At 73.6% G+C, this 20,191-nt stretch carries 23 protein-coding genes; 15 read left to right on the top strand and 8 right to left on the bottom strand.

Translation table 11 applies throughout. From position 1 onward, the window contains the following. Window positions 1–50: 50 nt before the first annotated feature. Window positions 51–239, bottom strand: coding sequence for an imine reductase family protein (locus AB0L25_RS05835; protein ID WP_500169243.1), 189 nt, complete (start codon window positions 237–239; stop codon window positions 51–53). 67 nt (window positions 240–306) lie between these two features. Between AB0L25_RS05835 and AB0L25_RS05830 the strand changes: the two genes are divergently transcribed. Next, complete coding sequence (locus AB0L25_RS05830) at window positions 307–756, top strand: hypothetical protein (protein ID WP_500169053.1); 450 nt, start codon at window positions 307–309, stop codon at window positions 754–756. A gap of 110 nt (window positions 757–866) precedes the next feature. Then, entirely contained in the window at window positions 867–1,334 is a 468-nt protein-coding gene (locus AB0L25_RS05825) for a WapI family immunity protein (protein ID WP_500169052.1), read from the top strand. Between the two features lie 52 nt (window positions 1,335–1,386). On the opposite strand, the gene AB0L25_RS05820 is transcribed toward AB0L25_RS05825, so the two are convergent. The 3 genes from AB0L25_RS05820 to AB0L25_RS05810 form a co-directional block, all read right to left on the bottom strand. After that, complete coding sequence (locus AB0L25_RS05820; protein ID WP_500169050.1) at window positions 1,387–3,048, bottom strand: alkaline phosphatase D family protein; 1,662 nt, start codon at window positions 3,046–3,048, stop codon at window positions 1,387–1,389. A 94-nt stretch (window positions 3,049–3,142) separates the two neighbouring features. Further along, window positions 3,143–3,691 carry a hypothetical protein gene (locus tag AB0L25_RS05815; protein WP_500169048.1) on the bottom strand — a complete coding sequence of 183 codons (549 nt, stop codon included), beginning with the start codon at window positions 3,689–3,691 and terminating at the stop codon, window positions 3,143–3,145. A gap of 73 nt (window positions 3,692–3,764) precedes the next feature. Continuing rightward, window positions 3,765–4,199 (bottom strand): nuclear transport factor 2 family protein, encoded by a 435-nt coding sequence (locus tag AB0L25_RS05810; protein ID WP_500169046.1) that lies wholly within the window; start codon window positions 4,197–4,199, stop codon window positions 3,765–3,767. Between the two features lie 111 nt (window positions 4,200–4,310). On the opposite strand from AB0L25_RS05810, the gene AB0L25_RS05805 reads away from it, so the two are divergent. The 9 genes from AB0L25_RS05805 to AB0L25_RS05765 all read left to right on the top strand — a co-directional run bounded on the left by AB0L25_RS05805 (window position 4,311) and on the right by AB0L25_RS05765 (window position 12,473). Next, the gene (locus AB0L25_RS05805) at window positions 4,311–5,087 is read left to right on the top strand and encodes an isocitrate lyase/PEP mutase family protein (protein WP_500169044.1); all 777 of its coding nucleotides are present in this window, start codon (window positions 4,311–4,313) and stop codon (window positions 5,085–5,087) included. 105 nt (window positions 5,088–5,192) lie between these two features. After that, window positions 5,193–5,894: a TetR/AcrR family transcriptional regulator gene (locus AB0L25_RS05800; protein ID WP_500169242.1), complete on the top strand. Its 702-nt coding sequence runs from the start codon at window positions 5,193–5,195 to the stop codon at window positions 5,892–5,894. A 208-nt stretch (window positions 5,895–6,102) separates the two neighbouring features. Beyond that, complete coding sequence (locus AB0L25_RS05795) at window positions 6,103–7,068, top strand: ABC transporter ATP-binding protein (RefSeq protein ID WP_500169042.1); 966 nt, start codon at window positions 6,103–6,105, stop codon at window positions 7,066–7,068. Continuing rightward, a complete protein-coding gene (locus AB0L25_RS05790; protein WP_500169041.1) occupies window positions 7,068–8,723 on the top strand; it encodes an ABC transporter permease in 1,656 nt (551 codons plus the stop codon). Before AB0L25_RS05795 ends, AB0L25_RS05790 begins: the two co-directional genes overlap by 1 nt. 56 nt (window positions 8,724–8,779) lie before the next feature. Beyond that, on the top strand, window positions 8,780–9,577 hold the full coding sequence (locus AB0L25_RS05785; RefSeq protein ID WP_500169039.1) for an SAM-dependent methyltransferase: 798 nt from the start codon (window positions 8,780–8,782) through the stop codon (window positions 9,575–9,577). Window positions 9,578–9,630: 53 nt separating this feature from the next. After that, on the top strand, window positions 9,631–10,167 hold the full coding sequence (locus AB0L25_RS05780) for a carboxymuconolactone decarboxylase family protein (protein ID WP_500169037.1): 537 nt from the start codon (window positions 9,631–9,633) through the stop codon (window positions 10,165–10,167). Window positions 10,168–10,463: 296 nt separating this feature from the next. After that, on the top strand, window positions 10,464–11,198 hold the full coding sequence (locus tag AB0L25_RS05775; RefSeq protein ID WP_500169035.1) for a DUF6882 domain-containing protein: 735 nt from the start codon (window positions 10,464–10,466) through the stop codon (window positions 11,196–11,198). 77 nt (window positions 11,199–11,275) lie between these two features. Continuing rightward, complete coding sequence (locus AB0L25_RS05770) at window positions 11,276–12,034, top strand: hypothetical protein (RefSeq protein WP_500169033.1); 759 nt, start codon at window positions 11,276–11,278, stop codon at window positions 12,032–12,034. 76 nt (window positions 12,035–12,110) lie between these two features. Beyond that, window positions 12,111–12,473, top strand: coding sequence for a cupin domain-containing protein (locus tag AB0L25_RS05765; RefSeq protein WP_500169032.1), 363 nt, complete (start codon window positions 12,111–12,113; stop codon window positions 12,471–12,473). 58 nt (window positions 12,474–12,531) lie between these two features. Here the strand turns inward: AB0L25_RS05765 and AB0L25_RS05760 are convergent, their stop codons facing one another. After that, complete coding sequence (locus AB0L25_RS05760) at window positions 12,532–12,972, bottom strand: MarR family winged helix-turn-helix transcriptional regulator (RefSeq protein WP_500169030.1); 441 nt, start codon at window positions 12,970–12,972, stop codon at window positions 12,532–12,534. 198 nt (window positions 12,973–13,170) lie between these two features. Here AB0L25_RS05760 and AB0L25_RS05755 point away from each other — a divergent pair, with 198 nt between their 5' ends. From AB0L25_RS05755 to AB0L25_RS05745, 3 genes are all read left to right on the top strand, one after another. After that, on the top strand, window positions 13,171–14,637 hold the full coding sequence (locus AB0L25_RS05755; protein WP_500169028.1) for an MFS transporter: 1,467 nt from the start codon (window positions 13,171–13,173) through the stop codon (window positions 14,635–14,637). Window positions 14,638–14,782: 145 nt separating this feature from the next. Beyond that, complete coding sequence (locus AB0L25_RS05750) at window positions 14,783–15,694, top strand: ABC transporter ATP-binding protein (RefSeq protein WP_500169026.1); 912 nt, start codon at window positions 14,783–14,785, stop codon at window positions 15,692–15,694. Window position 15,695: 1 nt separating this feature from the next. Then, the gene (locus tag AB0L25_RS05745; protein ID WP_500169025.1) at window positions 15,696–16,472 is read left to right on the top strand and encodes an ABC transporter permease; all 777 of its coding nucleotides are present in this window, start codon (window positions 15,696–15,698) and stop codon (window positions 16,470–16,472) included. A 19-nt stretch (window positions 16,473–16,491) separates the two neighbouring features. Here the strand turns inward: AB0L25_RS05745 and AB0L25_RS05740 are convergent, their stop codons facing one another. Next, window positions 16,492–17,085, bottom strand: a complete 594-nt coding sequence (locus tag AB0L25_RS05740; protein ID WP_500169023.1) for a TetR/AcrR family transcriptional regulator — start codon at window positions 17,083–17,085, stop codon at window positions 16,492–16,494. A 121-nt stretch (window positions 17,086–17,206) separates the two neighbouring features. Between AB0L25_RS05740 and AB0L25_RS05735 the strand changes: the two genes are divergently transcribed. After that, complete coding sequence (locus AB0L25_RS05735) at window positions 17,207–18,226, top strand: aldo/keto reductase (protein ID WP_500169021.1); 1,020 nt, start codon at window positions 17,207–17,209, stop codon at window positions 18,224–18,226. 31 nt (window positions 18,227–18,257) lie between these two features. On the opposite strand, the gene AB0L25_RS05730 is transcribed toward AB0L25_RS05735, so the two are convergent. Both AB0L25_RS05730 and AB0L25_RS05725 read right to left on the bottom strand, forming a co-directional pair. After that, window positions 18,258–19,238, bottom strand: coding sequence for an NAD(P)-dependent alcohol dehydrogenase (locus AB0L25_RS05730; protein WP_500169020.1), 981 nt, complete (start codon window positions 19,236–19,238; stop codon window positions 18,258–18,260). Between the two features lie 145 nt (window positions 19,239–19,383). Next, entirely contained in the window at window positions 19,384–20,091 is a 708-nt protein-coding gene (locus AB0L25_RS05725) for a TetR/AcrR family transcriptional regulator (RefSeq protein ID WP_500169018.1), read from the bottom strand. Between the last annotated feature and the right edge of the window lie 100 nt (window positions 20,092–20,191).

Raw genomic sequence — 20,191 nt, 5'->3', positions numbered from 1 at the left:
CAACAAAGGCAAACAAATCGCCTCCGCGATGCCCCCGTCCGCGGCGGCGATCAGCGCTTGAGCACCTCGTACAGGGCCGAGATGCCGTGCTCGCCGTGCCCCGCCTCGACCGCCCGCCGCACCAGGTCGTACATCGGCTCCAGCCACGACGCGTCGACGTTCGCCTCGCGGGCGAACTCCGCCCCGGTGAGGGACGTCCGGTAGCACTTCGCCCGCGAATGCGGAAAGTATTTATTCAGTTACGAAGAGTGACGGATGGGGAAGTCCCGGGGCGCAAGAAGCAAACCCCGACGAAGGGACTCGATCATGCGCAGGATCTTCGCCGCCCTGGTGCTCGCCACCGGTGCGACGCTCGCCGCGTTCGTCGGCCTCGCCGCCACGGCGTCCGCCGCCACCGCCGCACCCGTGAGCCACGAGCGCGCGTACGGCTGCGGCCACCACCACGGCAAGCACTGCGACGGCAAGGGCCATGACAAGGGCTGGGGCCACGACAAGGGCGACCACTGCGACAAGGGCCACCACGGCAAGCACTGCGACGGCAAGGGTCACGACAAGGGCTGGGGCCACGACAAGGGGCACGACAAGGGGCACGGTAAGCACTGGAAGCACGACAAGGACTGCGACCACGGCAAGGGCCACGGGCACGGCAAGGGCCACCACGGCAAGGGGCACCACGACAAGGGGCACTACGGCCACTTTGGCATGGGCCACCACGGCTTCGGCCTCCTGAGCGAATTCTTCGGCGGCCGGTTCTGATTCCTGCCGACGAGTGAAGCGGGCCGCTGGGCCGAGGACGCGCACGCCTCCGTCCAGCGGCCGCCACGAACCGCACGAACGTCCTCGTGCGGTTCTGGGACACTCGGCCGATGCGCTTGTTCGACGCTTCCGGGCATGGCGTGGAGTTGCGCGTCACCGGTTACCAGTTCCCCGACGATCCGGCCAAGCGGTACAGCTGGCACATGGTGGAGGGGGGCGCGACCTGCCCCGAGGGCTCGTGGACGTTCCGCTACCCGGCCCTGACGTGCGCCGACTCGGCCTACGTCCCGGTCTGGCTGCGCGGCGCCGCCCGGCCGGAGCACGCGCCCGCGGACGCCGAGCCGCCCGGCGATCTCTGGTTCACCGAGCCCAACCTCACGGTCGCCGTCACCGGCTTCTCGTCCGGCCTGGTGACGCTGGCCATCGGCCTCGACCTGGAGTTCTCCCCGCCGTGGGACCACCGGCGCCGGGCGGGCCGCCCGTACGTCGTCCGGTGCCGGCTCGCGCCCCGGCGGTTCGAGGAGGCCGCGGCCGAATGGGAACGCGAGATCGCCCCCTACCCGAACGGCCCCGCGTGACCCGCCGGTGTCACGTGCCCCCGGTGGTGGGGGCACGTGACAGCGGGGGCGGTCAGAACTGGTCGTCGTCCACGTCGTAGCGGCGCGGCGGCGTCGCGAGCGTGCGCAGTTCGCGGGCGCGCGGGGCCTGCTCGACCACCTCGATGCCCGGACGGCCCGCCTCGACCGCGAAGCGCGCGGCGGTCTCGACCGTCGTCCCGTCGGGCGTCCAGACCGAGCTCACGGTGCGGAGCGACGCCTCCATGCGGGCCGGCGTCACGTCGCACACGACGTACCCCCGCCGGTTCCCGATGTACTTCCAGTGCGGGCTCTCCGCCATGATCGGGTCGTACGTCCGGTGGAACGACGCCGGGTCGGAGTCGCCGCCGGAACTGATCGACGTCCCGGTGATCTCCGCGCCGACGACCGGGGACGCCGGGTCGTCGAAGTCGGGCTTGAGGTCGCACACCCAGGTGGCGTGCCGGTCGCCGGTGAGGACGACCGGGTTGGCGGTGCGGCCGGAGCCGAAGAACTCCAGCAGGCGGCGGCGCTGCGCCCGGTAGCCGTCCCAGTTGTCGAAGTCGAAGACCTGCTCGGCGCCCGCCCGGCGGTCGTTCGACGCCCACATCACCTGGTTGGCCAGCAGGTTCCACCGGGCGCCCGAGCGGGACATGCCGTCCACCAGCCACCGCTCCTGCGCGGCGCCGGTCATCGTGCGGGCCGGGTCCTCCGCCTCGGCGAGGGTGGCCGGCTGGTCGCCGCGGTACTGCCGGGTGTCGAGGACGTGCACGGTGGCGAGGCGGCCGAAGCCGAACCGGCGGTGCAGCCGCAGGTCGAGGCCGTGCGGGCGGGACGAGCGGCGCAGCGGCATGTGCTCGTAGTACGCCTGGAACGCGGCGGCCCGGCGGGCGAGGAACGCCTCGTGCGTCTGCCTGTCGGGGTCCTGCGGGATCTCGTCCGCCCAGTTGTTGTCGACCTCGTGGTCGTCCCACGTGACGATCCACGGGAACGCGGCGTGCGCCGCCTGCAGGTCGGCGTCCGTCTTGTACTGCGCGTGCCGGTTGCGGTACTGGACGAGCGAGTACGGCTCGTCCGTCCCCTCGTGGGTGCGGACGGTCGTGGTGCGCGGCACGGACTCGTAGATGTAGTCGCCGAGGAACGCGACGAACGCGACGTCCTCCTGCGCGAGGTGCTCGTAGGCGGTGTAGTAGCCGTCCTGCCAGTTCTGGCAGGACGCGAACGCGAACCGCAGCTCGCGGTTGGCCGCCCGGGGGGACGGCGCCGTCCGGGAGCGGCCCACGGGCGAGTGCTCGCGGCCGACCCGGAACCGGTAGAAGTACTCGCGGTCGGGGCGCAGGCCGCCGACCTCGACGTGGACGGAGTGGCCGAGTTCGGGCCGCGCGAGCCGCACGCCCCGCGCGCGCACCCGCCGGAACCGTTCGTCCTCGGCGACCTGCCAGGCGACCGCGACCGGCCGGTCCGGCATGCCGCCGCCGTCGACGGGGCGGGGCGCGAGGCGCGTCCACAGGACGAACCCGTCGGGCAGGGGGTCCCCGGACGCGACGCCGAGGGTGAACAGGTCGTGGGGGAGCGGGCCGCCGCCGTACGAGCGGACGGTCGCGGCGGCACCGTCCCGCCCGACCAGCGCGGGGCCGAGCAGGACGCCGCCGGCGGCCGCGGCGGAGGCGGCCCCGCCGGCGGCGAGGAATCGACGTCGGGGAAATGTCCGGGACATGCACCCTCCTTGTGATCGCAAAGGAGGATGTCCGCGCGCCGGTGAACGACGGCAGGCGCGGGGGCCGACGCGGAGGCGACCGGCGCGCGAACAGTCAGCCCCGCTCGTCCGCCTCCGGCGCCTTCCCCGGCCAGACGGTCGTCAGGACGGGCCAGATCAGGCTGTAGATCAGCACCTTCGTGAGGGGGTTGAGCCAGACCAGCAGCGGCGCGCCCTCGTCGAGGCCGCCGACGAGCACGACGAGCCCGAACATGAGGCCGACGCTCAGCGCGTAGGCCAGCAGGAACCTGAGCCAGGACGTCCAGGCGTCCACGACGGCGGCGCGCCCGTAGAGCTTCGGACGGGGCGGCGGCGGGGCCTCGCCGTAGCGGCGCGCGAACCGGGCGTCGGCCCACCGGACCGTGCGGTGCCCGTACACCACGGTGATGCCGAGGTAGGCCGCCGACAGGCCGTGCCAGACGGTCGGTTCGGCGCCGTTCCGGATGCTGAGGACGGTCGCCGCGAGCAGCACGACGTCGATCAGCGGGACGCACAGCAGCAGGACGCCGCCGAGCGTGCGTCGCCCGGCGGCGTAGCGGGCGGCGAGGCCGCCGACGAGGAAGACCCAGAAGAGCACGTCGCAGGCGAGGACGAGGTACAGCACGGCGGGCCTCCGGCGAGACGAGTAAATGATCTTCTCGGTCCGGGAAACGATACGTCCGCGGCGCGTGTGCCCGCTACGCGGCGTTCGTCCGGTCGCAGGCGGCGGCGATGGCGGCGGGGTCCCGGTAGAAGGGGCGGCATTCGAGCATGCGGCCGTTCCGGACGGTGATCCACTGCAGGATCTCCGTCTCGACCTCCCGCCCGGTCGCCCGCGCGCGGAACCGGACCCGGTTGCGCACCGCCACGGTGTCCTGATCGCCCCGGTGCTCCTGTTCCAGGAACTCCATCGACTCCCAGACCTCGCTGAACCGCGCGAGGAAGCGTTCCATGCCGTCGTGGCCGCGCCACGTTCCCGTGCCGGTGAACGGCAGGCCGGGCGCCTGGTGCAGCACCACCTCGGGGTCCAGCCAGGCCGCGACCTCGCCGTAGTCGGCCTTGCCGTATCCGCCCGCGGCCACGTAGGCGGCCTCGGCGGCGTAGATGTTCTGCATGACGCTCCAGGCGTCCATCGTTCGCTCCTCTCGCGGGTGACGCTCCGGGAACACCGGGCGCGCCGTCCGGGTTGCGGGACGGGCGACGCTTCGGCCGGCGCCGAAACGATCCGGGCGTACGGTCGGGCCGTGAACTTCCACGAACTGCACCGCGGGGAGCGTCCGCTGCTGCTGCCGAACGCGTGGGACTTCGCGTCCGGGGCGGCGATGGCGGCGGCCGGGTTCGCCGCGGTCGGCACCACCAGCCTCGGCGTCGCGGCGGCGGCCGGGAAGGCCGACGCGACCGGCGACGCCCGGGCCGAGACGGTCGCGCTGGCGCGGCGGCTGGCGCGGCTGCCGGTGCCGGTCACCGTCGACGTCGAGGGCGGCTTCGCCGACCGTCCGGACGAGGTCGCCGCGCTGGTGGCCGAGCTGGGCTCGTTCGGCGTGGCGGGGGTGAACATCGAGGACGGGCGCCGCGGCGGCCTCGCCCCGGTGCGGCACCTGGCGGCGGTGGTCGCGGCGGTGAAGCGCGCGGCGCCCGGCGTGTTCGTGAACGCGCGCACCGACACGTACTGGCTCGGCGGCGATCGTCCGTCGCTCGGCGAGACGCTCCGCCGCGTCCGGGCCTACGCCGACGCGGGGGCCGACGGCGTGTTCGTCCCCGGCATCGCGGACGACGCCGACATCGCCGCCGTGGTCGCGGAGGCCGGCGTCCCGCTGAACGTGCTGCACCTGCCGGGCCGCACCCGCTACGCGCGGCTGGCGGAGCTGGGCGTCGGCCGGGTGAGCTGCGGCTCGCTGCCGTTCCGCGCGGCGCTGCACGCCGCCGTGACCAGCGCGCTCGGCGTCGCGGGGGAGCCGCCCGGTTCGGACGTGCCGACGTACGACGACGTCGTCCGGCTGATCGCGGCGGCGCCGTCCTGACCCGTTGCCCGGGGGAAGGGTGATGTCACTGTGGCGTCACCATCCGCGCGGTACACGCGTATTGCACATTGAACGCTTGTATTGGATAATCGGGGTGTGACCGAGATGCGCGGGCGGGCCGCCGAGGAGCTGACGGCACGCGCGCGCATTCGCGACGCGGCGCTGCGCGAGTTCGCCGAGCACGGCGTGAACGGCGCGACGATCCGCGGGATCGCGAGGGCGGCCGGGGTCTCGCCGGGGCTGGTGCAGCACCACTTCGGTTCCAAGGAGGCGCTGCGCCGGGCCTGCGACGAGTACGCCGTCGAGACCCTCAAGCGCACGAAGCTGGAGGGCCTGTCGGGCGGGCTCGGCAGCCCGGGCTACTCCGCGGCGGCGCTGGACGCGGTGCTGCCGCTCCAGCGCTACCTCGCCCGCGCGCTGGTGGACGGCTCGCCGGGGGCGGCCGAGCTGTTCGACGACGCGGTCGCGGCGAGCAAGGAGATGCTCGGCGGCGACGTCCCGGGGCTGTCCCGGCCGAAGACCGCCGACCCGCACGCCTACGCGGTCGTCATGACCGGCCTGTCCTTCGGCCTCACCGTGATCCACGAGCACATGTCGCGGGCGCTGGGCACCGACATGCTCGGCGCCGAGGGGTACGCGCGCATGGCGCGCGCGATGCTCGACATCATCACCGACGACATCCTGGCCCCGGACCTCGTCGTGCAGCTGCGCGCCACCCTGGACCGGATGCTCGCCGAGTCGACCGGGCCGCGCATCCCCACGTCGGACGCCGCCGCCCGCAAGGCCGACTCCGACCCGCCCGCCTGACCCGCCGCCCGCACCCCCGTACTCCCGCACCCCCGGTACCCCGTCCGTCCGCGGTCCGGCCGGACGGCCCATGGTGCGCGCACGCGGCCGACGGCCGCTCGGGCGAGGACGCCCGGCCGTCCGTCCGCCAGCACGGGGCGCCCGTGCCCGGCAGGGCGCGCGCACCCGCGTGGACCCCCATCGTTCGCACCCGTCACGAGGCGTTGTCATGACCGCAAGTTCCACGTTCCCCATCGAAGTGTCCGGCCTGGTGAAGTCGTTCGGCCGGACCCGCGCCCTGGACGGTCTCGACCTGACCGTCCGCACCGGCGAGGTGCACGGCTTCCTCGGCCCCAACGGCGCGGGCAAGTCGACCACCATCCGGATCCTGCTGGGCCTGCTGCGCGCCGACGAGGGCAAGGCCCGGCTGCTGGGCGGCGACCCCTGGCGCGACGCGGTGCGGCTGCACCGCCGCATCGCCTACGTGCCCGGCGACGTCGACCTCTGGCCGAACCTCACCGGCGGGCAGGCCATCGACCTGCTGGCCCGGCTGCGCGGCGGGCTCGACCGGGCGCGCCGCGACGAGCTGTGCGACCGCTTCGACCTCGACACCGCCAAGAAGGGACGGACCTACTCCAAGGGCAACCGGCAGAAGGTGGCGCTGGTCGCGGCCCTGGCCTCGCGGGCCGAGCTGCTCATCCTGGACGAGCCGACCGCCGGGCTCGACCCGCTGATGGAGGCGGTGTTCCAGGAGTGCATCGCCGAGGCGGCCGCGGAGGGCCGCACGGTGCTGCTGTCCAGCCACATCCTCGCCCAGGTCGAGAAGCTGTGCGACCGGGTGAGCATCATCCGGCTCGGCCGGATCGTCGAGAGCGGCGCGCTCCGCGAGCTGCGGCACCTGACCCGCACCACCATCGAGGCCGAGACCGAACGCCGGGTCACCGGACTGGACGGGCTGCCCGGCGTGCACGGGTTCACCGCCGAGGACGACCGGGTGCGGTTCGACGTCGACGCCGAGCGGCTCGGCGAGGTCGTCCGCCGGCTGAGCGAGTTCGTCCCGCGCACGCTGATCAGCCGGCCGCCCACGCTGGAGCAGCTGTTCCTGCGGCACTACGGCGACGAGCTCGCGGAGAACGGGGTGCCCGTCGAGGGCGCCGCGGACGGCCGGCCCGCGCGGGACGGGGAGGCGTCGTGATGGCCGTCGCGACCGAAACGGGCACCGCGACCGGCGGCCGCGCGGCGGGCGAGGGCGGCGCGTTCACCGGCACCGGGACGCTCGCGCGGTTCATGCTGCGCCGCGACCGGATCCGAATCCCGGTGTGGCTGCTGTCCGTGTCGCTCGGCACGGCGGCGACCGCGTCGAACCTCGCCGCCACCTACCCCACGGCGGCGGACCGGCGGTCCCGCGCCGAGCTGGTGGAAAGCCCGGCGGGCGCCGCGTTCAGCGGTCCCGGGCACGGCCTCGGCGACTACACCTACGGCGCGATGCTCGCGAACGAGCTGCTCGGCTTCGTCGCGATCTTCGCGGCGCTGATGAGCGTCCTGCTGCTCGTCCGGCACACCCGGGCCGAGGAGGAGGCCGGGCGGGCCGAGCTGGTCCGCGCCGGGGTGGTCGGCCGGCACGCGCCGCTCGCCGCCGCGGTGCTCGTGGTGGGCGGCGCGAACGTCGCGCTGGGCGCGCTCATGGCGGTGGTCCTCGGCGGCTCGGGGATCGACACCGTGACGTGGCCGGGCTCCCTGCTGTTCGGCGCTGCGCTGGCCGCCGTGGGGCTGGTCTTCACCGGCGCCGCGGCCGTCACCGCGCAGCTCACCGAGTACGGCCGCGCCGCGGGCGGCGCCGCGGGCGCGCTGATCGCGGTCGCGTACACGCTGCGGGCCGTCGGCGACATGGGCGGCGGCGCGTGGTCGTGGCTGTCGCCGATCGGGTGGGCGCAGGCCACGAAGGTGTACGTCGACGGGCGGTGGTGGCCGCTCGTCCTGTGCCTGCTGCTGGCCGGCGGCCTGCTCGCCGCGGCGTTCGCGCTGGCGGCGCGGCGCGACGTCGGCGCGGGCCTGCTGCCGCCGCGTCCCGGGCCGCGCACCGCGTCGGCGTCCCTCGGCACCTCGCTCGGGCTGGCGCTGCGGCTCCAGCGCGCCGGTCTGCTGTGGTGGGCCGTGTCGATGGCCGCGCTCGGCGCCGTGTACGGGGCGTTCGCGGGCGACGTGCGGGACGCGATCGCCGAGAACGCGGCGCTGCAGGAATGGGTGGGCTCGCTGCCCGGCTCGTCGCTGGCCGACCGGTTCGTCAGCGTGATCACGTCCATGCTGGCGGCGGTCTGCGGCGTCCAGGTGATCCTGGCGATGCAGCGGCCGCGGAGCGAGGAGACCGCCGGACGGGCCGAGCCGGTGCTGGCGACGGCGGTGTCGCGGACCCGGTGGCTCGCGGGCCACGTCACCGTCGCGTTCGCGGGCGGCGTCCTGATGCTGCTGCTCGCCGGGCTGGGCGCGGGGGCCGCCGCGGCGGTGTCGGTCGGCGACGCGGGGCTGCTGCCGGGGACGGTGGGCGCGGCGCTCGCGTACGTCCCGGCGGTGTGGATCGCGGGCGGGACGGCGCTCGCGCTGTTCGGCCTGGCGCCCCGCGCGATGCCCGTCGCGTGGGCGGTCGTCGTGTACTCCGTCTTCGTCACCACGTTCGGCGGGCTGCTGCGACTGCCGGGATGGATGAACGACCTGTCCCCGTTCGGGCACGTCCCGCTGCTGCCGGGCGCGGACCTGCGCTGGACGCCCCTGGCGGTGCTCACGCTGGTCGCCGCGGCGCTCGTCGCGGCCGGGTTCGCCGGCTTCCGCCGCCGGGATCTCGATCTCCGCTGACCGGTCCGGGGCCGCACTGTACTGTCGTCCCGACATTCCTTGACGAGGAGGTCGACATGCCCCCCGACGAGCGTTTCCAGACGGACCGGCCGGTCTCCGCACGCGTCTGGGACTACTGGCTCGGCGGCAAGGACCACTACGAGGCCGACCGCGCCGCGGGCGAGCGGGTCGCCCGGGACGTCCCGGGGATCGTGTCGGCCGCCCGCAGCGACCGGCTGTTCCTCGGCCGGTGCGTCCGGCACCTGGCCGGCGACCTGGGCGTCCGGCAGTTCCTCGACGTCGGGACCGGGCTGCCCACGGTCGACAACACGCACGAGATCGCGCAGCGGGTCGCGCCCGAGAGCCGCATCGTGTACGTCGACAACGACCCGCTCGTCCTCGCGCACGCGCGGGCGCTGCTCGCGGGCACCCCGGAGGGCGCGACCGACTACGTCGACGCGGACGTCCGCGACCCCGCCCGCATCCTGGACGAGGCCGCGCGCACGCTCGACTTCGGCCGTCCGGTCGCGCTGATGATGCTCGCGCTGCTGCACTTCGTGACCGACGACGGCGAGGCGCGGCGGATCCTGCGGACGTTCACCGACGCGCTCGCGCCCGGCAGCGTCGTCGCGCTCTCGCACGCCTGCCTGGACGTGGACGTGACGCGCGCGGCGACGGACGCGTGGAACTCCAGCGGGACGCCGCAGCTCATCCGGGCGCGGACGGCGAAGGAGATCGAGGCGCTGTTCGACGGGCTGGAGCTGCTGGAACCCGGGGTGGTGTCGTGCCCGCGCTGGCGTCCGGAGCCCAGCCCGTGGGGGGAGCCGCAGGAGACCATGACCTTTTGTGGAGTGGCGAGAAAACTACCCTCCTGACCGCCGACCCGGCAGTATCGGGCGATACGGATAGGCCCGGCGGGAGGCAGGATTTGGCGCACATCGACCTGGACGACGGCATCCCGGGACTGCCCTCGCTGCTGCGGTTCCGCCCGGAGACGGCCGGGCCGCTCTCGGTGCTCGCCGAGACGCTGCTGCGCGGCCCCGGCCCGCTGGAGCGCGGCGAGCGCGAGCTGATCGGCGCGTACGTGTCGGAGCTGAACGGGTGCCGCTACTGCGCCTCCACCCACGGCGCGTGCGCCGCCGCGCAGCTCCCCGGCGGGACGACGCTCGTCGAGCAGGTGCACGCCGACCCGGCCACCGCGCCCGTGTCCGACCGGCTCCGCGCGCTGCTGGCGATCGCCGCGGCCGTCCAGCGCGGCGGGCGCGAGGTCGGCGAAGAACACGTCGAGGCCGCCCGCGCCGCCGGCGCGACCGACGTCGAGATCCACGACACGGTGCTCATCGCGGCCGCGTTCTGCATGTACAACCGGTACGTGGACGGGCTCGCGACGGCCGTCCCGTCCGACCCGGCCGCCTACGCGCGGTTCGCCGAACGGCTCATCGCCGAGGGCTACGCCCCGCGCTGACCCCGGCCGCCCGACCGGCCGTTCCAACGCCGTGAACACGAAGATTGTTCTATTTGGCGGTCATGGCGATGGTTCTGTTGGTCGAGGACGACGAGATCGTCCGGCAGGCGCTGATCCACGAGCTGACCGAGTTTGGCGTCCCGGGGCCGCGCTCCGGTGCCGGTGGCGGGGGTGCCGGGGCGATGGCGAGGGTGGGAGGGGCGTCTTGCGGAGCGGGCTGGAGCTGGCGGGGCGGTACCGGCTGGAAGCGCTGCATTCGTCCACGTCATGTCCGTTCGTACCACTAGCCTGCCCGCATGTCCGAAGTGATCACACTCGCCAATGTTCTCGACGACGCGGCGATCTTCTCCCTCGAACACCAGGTGCGCCTCGAGGAGGTCGTCGGGGAGCACAACTGGCACGTCGACCTGCATGAACAGCGGTTCGAGTTCACCGGGAGCCGCGACCTGGTCTGCAGCCGGGTGCACCTGCTCGGCAGTGCGGCGCCCGGGCCGGGGTCGTGGCTGTGGGCCTGGGCGAACCCGTCCGGCTACGCGGAGCCGCTGGTGGCCCACTCGGTCCGGGTGCGCGAGTTCGGCCGGCAGCACGGCATCGAGCAGCTCGCGGCGGCGGAGGTGCCGTTCGGCGCGCTGCCCGGCGGGCCCGCGGAACCGCGGTTCGAACCGGCGCGGGTCGCCGGGGCGCTGCTGGACGCCGCGAAGGTCGTCTCCGGGTGCTGGACGCACTACCACGCCGACGTCGGCGCGGGCACCCGTGCCGCGTTCCTGATCGAGCACCCGGAGTTCCGGCTCCCGCCGCCCGAGTTCCCGCGCGTCATGCGCGTCCTCCAGCAGTCCATCGCCGAGCTGGGGCTGCGGGACCACCGCCGCGCCGTCCACAGCTACGCGCGGCTGCGGGGGCTCGGCGCGGCGTTCACGCCCGACCACGCCAAGCTGACGATCACCGGGCCGGACTTCACGATCGGGCTGGAATTCGACCAGTACAACCGGGTCGGCGAGATCACCGCCCGGTCGGGGGCCGAAACGCTCTGACCCATTCCGTGGAATGCGCCGTCCGGAACCGGTTATGAAGTCGATCTTCGTCGGTGCCGAACCGTACGCTGCGGCGGGTGTCGGATCCTCAGATCACGCGGCCGGACTTCGCCGGACCGGACGACCCGTACCGGGCGGCCGTCGCGGCCCCGCGGCCGATCGGTCCCGTGCGCCGCGTCCTGCAGGCGTTCGCCGCCGTCGTCGGGGTGCAGTTCCTGGCCGCGGCCGTCGCCCTGCTGGTGCTCACGAGCTACCGGCGGGCGGCCGCGGACTGGCTGCTGCCGCTCATCGCGGTCGCCGATCTCCTCGTCACCCTGCAGATCGGCTGGCTCGCCATGCGCGACGTCCGGCTGTCGGGGCGGCGGACGACCGGTCCGCGGCTCGTCCTCATGCTCCTCGTGCCGGCGCTGCTCGCGGGCGCCGTGCTCGGGGGACGCGAGGTCCGGCGCTACCTCGACCGTCCGGTGGAGGCCGCGTTCGACGTGCCGGTGATGGACGGCGACATGCGGTTCACCGCGTCGGCCCCCGAATGCGGACGCACGGTGAAGAGGATCGTCGTCCGGGGCGTGATGTGCCGGGTTCGGGTGGTCGTGGCGAACACGGGGTCGGCGGAGGCGCGTTTCGAGGCGCGGATCCAGCGGCTGCACGGCGAGGACGCCGACCGCGCCGGGGTGCTCCTCGCCAAGGGGCGGCGGACGCACCCCGCGTGGACGCTGCGGCCCGGCGCGTCCGTCCGGGGGTACCTGGTGTTCGACGTTCCCCGCGGGTTCACGCCCCGGGCCCTCGACCTGCACGCCGCCGACGGCGGGAGGGGCCTCCGGTTCCCGGTCGGCTAGGGATCTACCCCCGCTTTCTTGTGCGCGTCCCGGGTCAGGAGAAACGTGGGAGGCGGTGATGGATAAGGGGGCCATCATGATCGACTCCAAGAACATCGAGAAGCCGGACGAGCGCCGCGACTTCCCCAAGGGACACCTGGACCTCGTCGAACTGCCGGGACTCGTCTTCGGCAGGGCGACCTTCGAGCCGGGCTGGCGCTGGACGGAGTCGGTGAAGGACATCGCGGGCACCGACCTGTGCGAGGTCCACCACAACGGCTACGTCGTCAAGGGCAGAATCCACGTGGTCATGCGGGACGGCACCGAGGAGGAGGCCGGGCCCGGGGACGTCTTCGTGGTGACGCCCGGGCACGACGCCTGGGTCGTCGGCGACGAACCGTGCGTGATGTTCGACTTCGCAGGGGGCATCGGCGCGTACGCGAAGGCGTCCGAAGGCTGAACACCGGCAACGGGTACGGGCCGCGCGATCGCGGCCCGTTCCGTGTGTCCGCGGGGGTTCAAGGGCGGGGCCAGGGGCGCTGCGACAGGGTTTCGATGTCGCGGTTGAAGCGTCGCAGGTAGGCGGCGAACGCGCTGATGTCGTCGTCGCTCCAGTCCGCCATGACCCGGTCGAGGCTGCGCACGATGCTCTCGCGCTGCTCGTCGAGCATGCGGGTGCCCTTGTCGGTGATGCGGAACTTGCGGGCGATGCCGCCGGTCGGGTCGGGGATGCGCTCGACGAGTCCCGCGCGCATGGCCGCCGCCGTCTGCCGGTTCAGTGTGGACGCGTCGAGGCCGAAGGCGTCGCTGAGTTCGCCGATCGACATGGGGCCCTGGACGCGGATGCGGCTGAGCAGGACGTAGGCGCTGCGATCCAGGGCCTGAGGCCGCCGGCGGAGCAGCTCGTGCCGGCTGAGCAGCATCTGCTCGTACTCGACCTCGTAGGTGGGGCGGGTCATCTGCCGTTGGTGTCCCTTCTGTTCGCGTTCGGGCGCCGCGACGTCGAGTGCCTGTGATCAGCATCCCATGGCGATGTGCACTCACCACATCGTATGTACGTTACAGTCCATGTGTACGATGCATATTCGTCTCCGGGTGTGCGGCCTCGGGCCGGCGTCGAGACCTGAACGGTGACACACAGGCGAGGAGCTCCTTTCATGCACGATTCCATGCCCGCGGGCCGGTCGCCGGACCGAGCGGGAGGCGTGGTCGCCACGCTGGCCCTGGCGGGCACCGTCGCCGCCGTCATGCAGACACTGGTGACCCCGCTCCTCGCCGATCTGCCGAGGATCCTGGACACCACGCCGTCCAACGCCGCCTGGGTGGTCACCGTGACCCTGCTGGTGGGGGCGGTGTGCGTGCCGGTGTCCGGCCGCCTCGGCGACCTGGTGGGCAAGCGCCCGATGCTCCTGGCCTGCTCGGTGCCGCTGGTGGCGGGCTCGGTCGTGTGCGCGCTGTCGTCCTCGGTCGTCCCGATGATCATCGGACGGGGGCTGCAGGGCATGGGGATGGGCATGGTGCCGCTCGGCATCGCCCTGCTGCGCGACGTCGTCCCGATGGAGCGGCTCAGCACGTCGATCGCGCTGGTCAGCGCCTCGATGGGCATCGGCGGCGGGCTCGGCCTGCCGATCGCCGCGGCGGTCGCCGAGTTCGCGAGCTGGCGCGTCCTGTTCTGGGCCTCGACGGTCCTCGCCCTGGCCATCGCCGTGATGATCTGGTTCCTGATCCCGTCCGTGCCGCCCGCCGCCAAGGGGCAGCGGTTCGACGCGGTCGGCGCGGTCGGCCTCGCCATCGGCCTGGTCTCGTTCCTGCTGGCCCTCTCCAAGGGCGGCGACTGGGGCTGGGGCTCCGCGACGACGATCGCGCTGTTCGCCGTCGCCGTCGCGGCCCTGCTCGCCTGGGGCGCGTGGGAGCTGCGGACGCGCGAGCCGATCGTCGACCTGCGCAGCACGGCGCGCCCGCGGACGCTGCTGACGAACGTGGCCTCGATCTTCGTCGGGGTCGGCATGTACTCCGCGATGCTGGTGGTGCCGCAGCTCCTCCAGTTCCCCGAGGCGACCGGCTACGGCCTCGGCCAGTCGATGCTCGCGGCGGGGCTGTGGATGGCGCCCAGCGGCATCATGATGATGCTCGTCTCGCCGCTCGGCGGGCGGCTCACCAACGCCCGCGGCCCGAAGTTCACCCTGATCAGCGGCATCCTGGTGCTGGCGCTCGGCTACGGCGCCATGCTGCCGCTGATGGGGACGGCGTGGGGTCTCATGCTCGGCCTCATGGTCATCAACTGCGGGGTGGGGCTGGCCTACGGCGCCATGCCCGCGCTGATCCTCAGCTCGGTCCCGCAGGCCGAGAGCGCCTCCGCGAACGCGTTCAACACGCTGATGCGCTCGCTCGGCACCTCGATCGGCGCCGCCGCCGTCGGCGTCGTCCTGGCGGAGATGACCACGACGATGGGGGGCCGCACGTTCGCCTCCGAGAACGGCTTCCGGGTCGCCCTGCTGGGCGGCTGCGGCGTCGCCCTGGTCGCGGCGCTGATCGCCGCGGCGATCCCCGCCGCCCGCTCCGCCGCCCGCGGCGAGCCCGCCGCGGCGGACGTCCGGTCGGAGCAGGCCGAGACCGTCCGCTGACGCGATCGTCCCGGGGGCGCGGCCCGCCGCCGTTCCCGGAAGGTGCGCGGACTGCCGAAGGTCGGGTGCGGCCGTTGCCGTTCGGCCGATGAGCGGGCGGCCGCCGGCTCCCTAGCGTCGTGTGCGTGATGACGGAAGGAGCCGGATGATCACCCTGGACGGGTTGACCAAACGTTATGGCGGCAAGACGGCGGTGTCGGACCTCTCGTTCGAGATCAGGCCGGGGAAGGTCACGGGGTTCCTCGGCCCGAACGGTGCGGGCAAGTCGACCACGATGCGGATGATCGTCGGTCTCGACGCGCCGACGGCCGGACGGGCGCTGGTGGCGGGCAAGCGGTACGCGGAGCTGCGGCACCCGATGCGGGAGGTGGGCGCGCTGCTCGACGCCCGGGCCGGGCATCCCGGACGATCGGCCCGCCACCACCTGCTCGGCCTGGCCCGCAGCAACGGGATCCCGGCGTCCCGGGTCGCCGAGGTGCTGGAGATCGTGGGGCTCGGCGAGGTGGCCCGGAAGCGCATCGGGTCGTTCTCCCTCGGCATGGGGCAGCGGCTCGGGATCGCCGGGGCGCTCCTCGGCGATCCGAAGGTGCTGCTGTTCGACGAGCCGGTCAACGGGCTCGACCCGGACGGCGTCCGCTGGGTGCGCGAGCTGATGCGCTCGCTCGCCGCGGAGGGACGGACGATCTTCGTCTCCAGCCATCTGATGAGCGAGATGCAGGACACCGCCGACCACCTGCTGGTCATCGGCCGGGGCCGGATCATCGCCGACGCCCCGATCGAGGACGTCATCGCGGGCAGCTCGCTCACCGCCGTCCGGGTCCGGACGCCGGAGCCCGGCACGCTCGGACGGGCGCTGGAGCGGGCGGGGATGAGCGTGGAGGCGTCGTCGGGGGAGCTCATCGTCGTCGGCGGCACCATGGAGCAGATCGGTGATCTCGCGTTCGAGCAGCGGGTTCGCGTCCATGAGCTGAGCATGCGCAAGGCCAGCCTGGAGCAGGCGTACATGGAGCTGACGGCCGCCAGCGTCGAGTACGGCTCCCCGAACCGGAGGGCGTGACATGACGACGACAACGGTCCCGCGCGGCGGCGGGTTCAAGGGCGCCGTCGCGTTCGAGTGGACGAAGCTCAGGAGCGTCCGCGCGACCTGGTGGAACCTCGCCATGGGGCTGCTGCTCACGGTGGGCTTCGCGGCGATGGTGGGCTCGTCGGCGGCCGCCAGCGCGGCGAAGGGCGTCGACGTCACCATGCCGGCCCCGCACCACGCGTCGCAGGCGTTCCTGATCTCGCAGCTGACCGTGGTGGTGCTCGCCACTCTGGCGCTCACCGGCGAGTACTCCAGCGGTTCCATTCGGACCACGCTGCAGAGCGTCCCGGTCCGCGGGCGGATGCTGCTGTCCAAGACGCTGGTCGTCGCGGCGGCCGTGGTCGTCGCGGGCTTCGTCTTCAGTGTGCTGGGCTCGCTCGTCGCCGCGCCGCTGATGGGCGCGCCGGGCGACTACTCGGCCGGGCAGCTCTTCGGCACGGCGCTCGGCGCGGGGCTGTACCTCGCGCTCCTCGCGGTGATGTGCGTGGGCCTGGGCGCCGTCCTGCGCAGCGCCGCGGGCACCATCACCACGTTGATCCTGGTGCTGCTGGCGGTGCCCCAACTGCTGGGCGTCATCGGCTCCTCGTGGCTGGAGTCCTTCGCCGACTTCATGCCGGGTGAGGCCGGGGCCGTCCTGATGACCGGTGCGGACGACCCCTACGGTGCGCCGGTCGCCCTCCTGGTCCTCGTGCTGTGGGGGCTCGCGTCGTTCGCGGCCGGGCTGACCGCGCTGCGCCGCCGCGACGCCTAGCGGACGGCCGCCGCCGGGGTCAGGCGGGACGGCCGAGGCCCGCGACGAGGAGTTCGACCAGGCGGCGCGCGTCGTAGCGGGGGTCGGTGTCGGCGCCGATGCACAGGTTCCCGACGCCGCGCATGAGCTGGTAGGCGTCCAGGCCGGGGCGGATCTCGCCGGCGGCGGCCGCGGCGTCGAGCAGCCGGGCGCACACGGGGACGAGGCGGTCGAGGAAGTAGGCGTGCAGGGCCTCGAAGCCCGCCTGGTCGGACCGCAGGGCGGCGGCGAGCCCGTGCTTGGTGACCAGGAAGTCGACGAAGAGGTCGATCCAGCGTCCGAGGGCGGCGTGCGGGGACGCGGAGCTCTCCAGCAGCGCGGGGCCCGCTTCGGCGCAGGACTCCACCTGGTGCCGGTAGACGGCGATGATCAGGTCGGCGCGGGTGGGGAAGTGGCGGTAGATCGTGGCCGTCCCGACCCCGGCACGGGCCGCGATGTCGCGCACCGGCGCGTCCACGCCGGACGCGACGAACGCCGCGGCGGCCGCGTCGAGCAGGGTCTTCTCGTTGCGCCGGGCGTCCGCGCGCTTGGGCCGGGCGCCCCGGTCGTCGTTCACCGTGCCTCCATCCGCCATGCCGGGCTTGCTAAACGGGACAGTGTTCCGTATCGTCAAACGGGACACGGTTCCGCTTCGTCCATGATGGCAGAGCGGGAACCGGCCGTCGACCCAAGCCCCTTGATCGGAGGACCACGCCATGCAGTACCGCACTCTTGGACGGACGGGCGTGCAGGTCAGCGCCCTCGCGCTCGGCGCGATGAACTTCGGCGCGATCGGACGCACCACCCAGGACGAGGCCACCGCCATCGTCGACGCCGCTCTCGAGAGCGGGATCAACGTCATCGACACCGCCGACATGTACGGGCGGGGCGAATCGGAGGAGATGGTCGGCAAGGCCATCGCGGGACGCCGCGACGACATCGTGCTCGCCACGAAGGCGAACATGCCGATGGGCGACGAGCGCAACCGGCAGGGCAGCTCGCGGCGCTGGCTGGTCACCGCGCTGGACGACAGCCTGCGCCGGCTCGGCGTCGACCACGTCGACCTCTACCAGATCCACCGGTGGGACCCGCGGACGAGCGACGAGGAGACGCTGGCGGCGCTGACCGACCTGCAGCGGGCGGGGAAGATCCGCTACTTCGGCTCCTCGACGTTCCCCGCGTACCGGATCGTGCAGGCGCAGTGGGCCGCCCGCGAGCACCGCCTGAGCCGCTACGTCACCGAGCAGCCCGCCTACTCGATCCTGCAGCGCGGCATCGAGGCCCACGTGCTGCCCGTCACCGCGGAGTACGGGCTCGGCGTGCTGGCGTGGAGCCCGCTGGCCTCCGGCTGGCTGTCCGGCGCGGTCCGGAAGGGGCGGGAGATCGCCACCAGCCGCGCGAAGTCGCTGCCGGACCGCTTCGACCTGTCGCTGCCGCACAACCGGGCCCGGCTCGACGCCGTCGAGCGCCTCGCCGGGGTCGCCGACGAGGCGGGCCTGACGATGGTGCAGCTCGCGCTCGGCTTCGTGACCGCGCACCCGGCCGTGACCAGCGCGATCATCGGCCCCCGCACCCTGGAGCACCTGCACTCCCAGGTCGCCGCCGGCGACACCGTCCTGCCCGCCGACGTGCTGGACGCCATCGACGAGATCGTCGCCCCGGGCGTCGACCTCGCCCCGCACGAGAAGTTCGACACCCCGCCCGCGCTGCTCGACGCGTCGCTGCGGCGGCGCTGACGCCCGTCCGGGGCCGGGCCGCGCCGCGACGTCAGAGGGTGACGGCGACCTTGCCCCGGGCGTGGCCGCGCTCGACGTAGCGCACCGCCTCCGGCAGCTCGGCGAACGGGTAGGTCCGGTCGATGACGGGTGTGATCTCCTCCTTCTCCATGAGGTCGGCCAGGAACCGCAGGTCGGCGGAGTTGGGCTTCCAGCCCACGTGGGCGATGCGCTGCCGGACGAACGGGGCGACCAGGGCCCCGCGGACGATCTGCCCGGCGGGCCCGAGCAGGCCGCGGCGCGGGGACGCGATGCCGCCGACGATCACGAGGGTGCCGCGGCTCGTGAGGGCGCGCCGCAGCCGCCCCGTCGACCGGTCGCCCACGATGTCCAGCAGCAGGTCGTACCGGCCCGCCCGTTCGGTGAAGTCGGCGCGGGTGTAGTCGACGACGTGGTCCGCGCCGAGGGAGCGCACCAGGTCCACGTTGCGGGTGCTGCACACGCCGGTGACCTCGGCGCCGAACGTCCGGGCGAGCTGGACGGCGAACGTGCCGACCCCGCCGGACGCCCCGTTGATCAGGACCCGCTGCCCGGCGGCGATCCCGCCGACGTCCCGCAGCCCCTGCAGCGCGGTGTGGGCGGCCATCGACACCGCCGCCGCCCGCTCGAAGGAGAGGCGGGCGGGCTTGACGGCCAGCCGGTCGCGCGGGACGGCGACGGCCTCGGCGAACGCGCCCAGCCGGACCTCGCCGAAGACCTCGTCGCCGGGCGCCAGATCGGTCACGCGGTCGCCCACCCGCTCGACGACGCCCGCGAGGTCGGCGCCGAGGACGAGGCCCGGCTTCGGCCGCCGCAGCCCGATGCTGAGCCGCACCAGATTGGGGTGCGCCCGCAGGTGGCGCCAGTCGTAGGGGTTCACGGAGGCCGCCCGCACCCGCACGAGCACCTCCTCCGGGGCGATGCCCGGCTCGTCGACGTCCTTGAGGGTGAGCACGTCCGGGGGGCCGTAGCGGTCCCAGCTCCATGCCTGCACGGCGCCTTTCCTTCCGTCCGGGCGGTCCCCGTCGGGCCACCTTCGTACGACGTAAGGGTGTCGTACGTCGTAAGGTAGTCGTACGCCGTAAGGCGGTCAAGGGCGCATGCGGAAAGAGACGTGTGGAGAGACGTACGGAAAAAAGTCAGGCGCCGGCGGTGCGGCGGCGCTCCAGCCCCTCGAGGATCAGGTCCAGCGCGAACTCGAACTCGAACTGGTCGTCGCAGAAGCCCAGCGTGCCGTCCGGATCGTCGTGGACGGCGTCCGCCATCATCCCCGCGATGTTCGGGAACCGCTCCGCCATCCGGGCGGCCGCCTCCGCGTCCGGGGCCTCGGCGCCGTCCGGCTGGAACAGCTCCTGCGTGAACCCGAGCGCGCGGCTGCCGAGGACGTGCAGCGCGCGGTGCGCCAGGTCGAACGAGAACCCGCCCGCCCGCAGGATCCCGACGACGCCGTCGTAGTACGCGATGACGTCCGGGCTCGTGGTGGTGCGGCTCTCCAGCACCGCCGGGGCCCAGCGGTGGCGGAGGAAGACCTCCCGGGCGGCGAGGATCCGCGCGCGCAGCGCCCCCCGCCAGTCGTCCGCCGCGGCCGGCGCCGCGACGTCCCCGACCGCCGCCGCGATCTCCGCGAGCACCACCTCGACGACGCCGTCGAGGACGGCCTCCTTGTTCGCGACGTGGTGGTACAGCGACATCGCCTCGGCCCCGACCTCCTGGGCGAGGCGGCGCATGGTGAGCGCGTCGAGGCCGTCGCGGTCGGCGAGCTCCACGGCGGCGCGCAGCACCCGCCGCCGGCTCAGCGGCACGCGGGGCCGCTCGGTCAGCTCGTCGGCGTCGGTCCGTGGGGTCATCGATCCTTCCTCCGGGCGCACTCTACCCGTACACGGTAAGTCTCTATCGTGGGGCCGTGGCACCGAGCGAAGCGGAATCTCCGGCACCGGGCGAAGCGGG

It is taken from the genome of Spirillospora sp. NPDC052242 (genome assembly GCF_040679555.1).
Taxonomy (GTDB): Bacteria; Actinomycetota; Actinomycetes; order Streptosporangiales; family Streptosporangiaceae; genus Spirillospora.
The sequence above is the reverse complement of the archived record's forward strand: the minus strand, read 5'-3'. Positions and strand labels throughout refer to the sequence as shown.

Excerpts from the sequence above, each read along its gene's own strand:
- AB0L25_RS05725 (WP_500169018.1), bottom strand. The coding sequence starts at position 20,091 with ATGACCCCACGGACCGACGCCGACGAGCTGACCGAGCGGCCCCGCGTG.
- AB0L25_RS05775 (WP_500169035.1), top strand. The coding sequence starts at position 10,464 with ATGTCCGAAGTGATCACACTCGCCAATGTTCTCGACGACGCGGCGATC.
- AB0L25_RS05830 (WP_500169053.1), top strand. The coding sequence starts at position 307 with ATGCGCAGGATCTTCGCCGCCCTGGTGCTCGCCACCGGTGCGACGCTC.
- AB0L25_RS05820 (WP_500169050.1), bottom strand. The coding sequence starts at position 3,048 with ATGTCCCGGACATTTCCCCGACGTCGATTCCTCGCCGCCGGCGGGGCC.
- AB0L25_RS05755 (WP_500169028.1), top strand. The coding sequence starts at position 13,171 with ATGCACGATTCCATGCCCGCGGGCCGGTCGCCGGACCGAGCGGGAGGC.
- AB0L25_RS05795 (WP_500169042.1), top strand. The coding sequence starts at position 6,103 with ATGACCGCAAGTTCCACGTTCCCCATCGAAGTGTCCGGCCTGGTGAAG.
- AB0L25_RS05750 (WP_500169026.1), top strand. The coding sequence starts at position 14,783 with ATGATCACCCTGGACGGGTTGACCAAACGTTATGGCGGCAAGACGGCG.
- AB0L25_RS05760 (WP_500169030.1), bottom strand. The coding sequence starts at position 12,972 with ATGACCCGCCCCACCTACGAGGTCGAGTACGAGCAGATGCTGCTCAGC.
- AB0L25_RS05800 (WP_500169242.1), top strand. The coding sequence starts at position 5,193 with ATGCGCGGGCGGGCCGCCGAGGAGCTGACGGCACGCGCGCGCATTCGC.
- AB0L25_RS05785 (WP_500169039.1), top strand. The coding sequence starts at position 8,780 with ATGCCCCCCGACGAGCGTTTCCAGACGGACCGGCCGGTCTCCGCACGC.
- AB0L25_RS05740 (WP_500169023.1), bottom strand. The coding sequence starts at position 17,085 with ATGGCGGATGGAGGCACGGTGAACGACGACCGGGGCGCCCGGCCCAAG.
- AB0L25_RS05810 (WP_500169046.1), bottom strand. The coding sequence starts at position 4,199 with ATGGACGCCTGGAGCGTCATGCAGAACATCTACGCCGCCGAGGCCGCC.
- AB0L25_RS05745 (WP_500169025.1), top strand. The coding sequence starts at position 15,696 with ATGACGACGACAACGGTCCCGCGCGGCGGCGGGTTCAAGGGCGCCGTC.
- AB0L25_RS05825 (WP_500169052.1), top strand. The coding sequence starts at position 867 with ATGCGCTTGTTCGACGCTTCCGGGCATGGCGTGGAGTTGCGCGTCACC.
- AB0L25_RS05765 (WP_500169032.1), top strand. The coding sequence starts at position 12,111 with ATGATCGACTCCAAGAACATCGAGAAGCCGGACGAGCGCCGCGACTTC.
- AB0L25_RS05790 (WP_500169041.1), top strand. The coding sequence starts at position 7,068 with ATGGCCGTCGCGACCGAAACGGGCACCGCGACCGGCGGCCGCGCGGCG.
- AB0L25_RS05735 (WP_500169021.1), top strand. The coding sequence starts at position 17,207 with ATGCAGTACCGCACTCTTGGACGGACGGGCGTGCAGGTCAGCGCCCTC.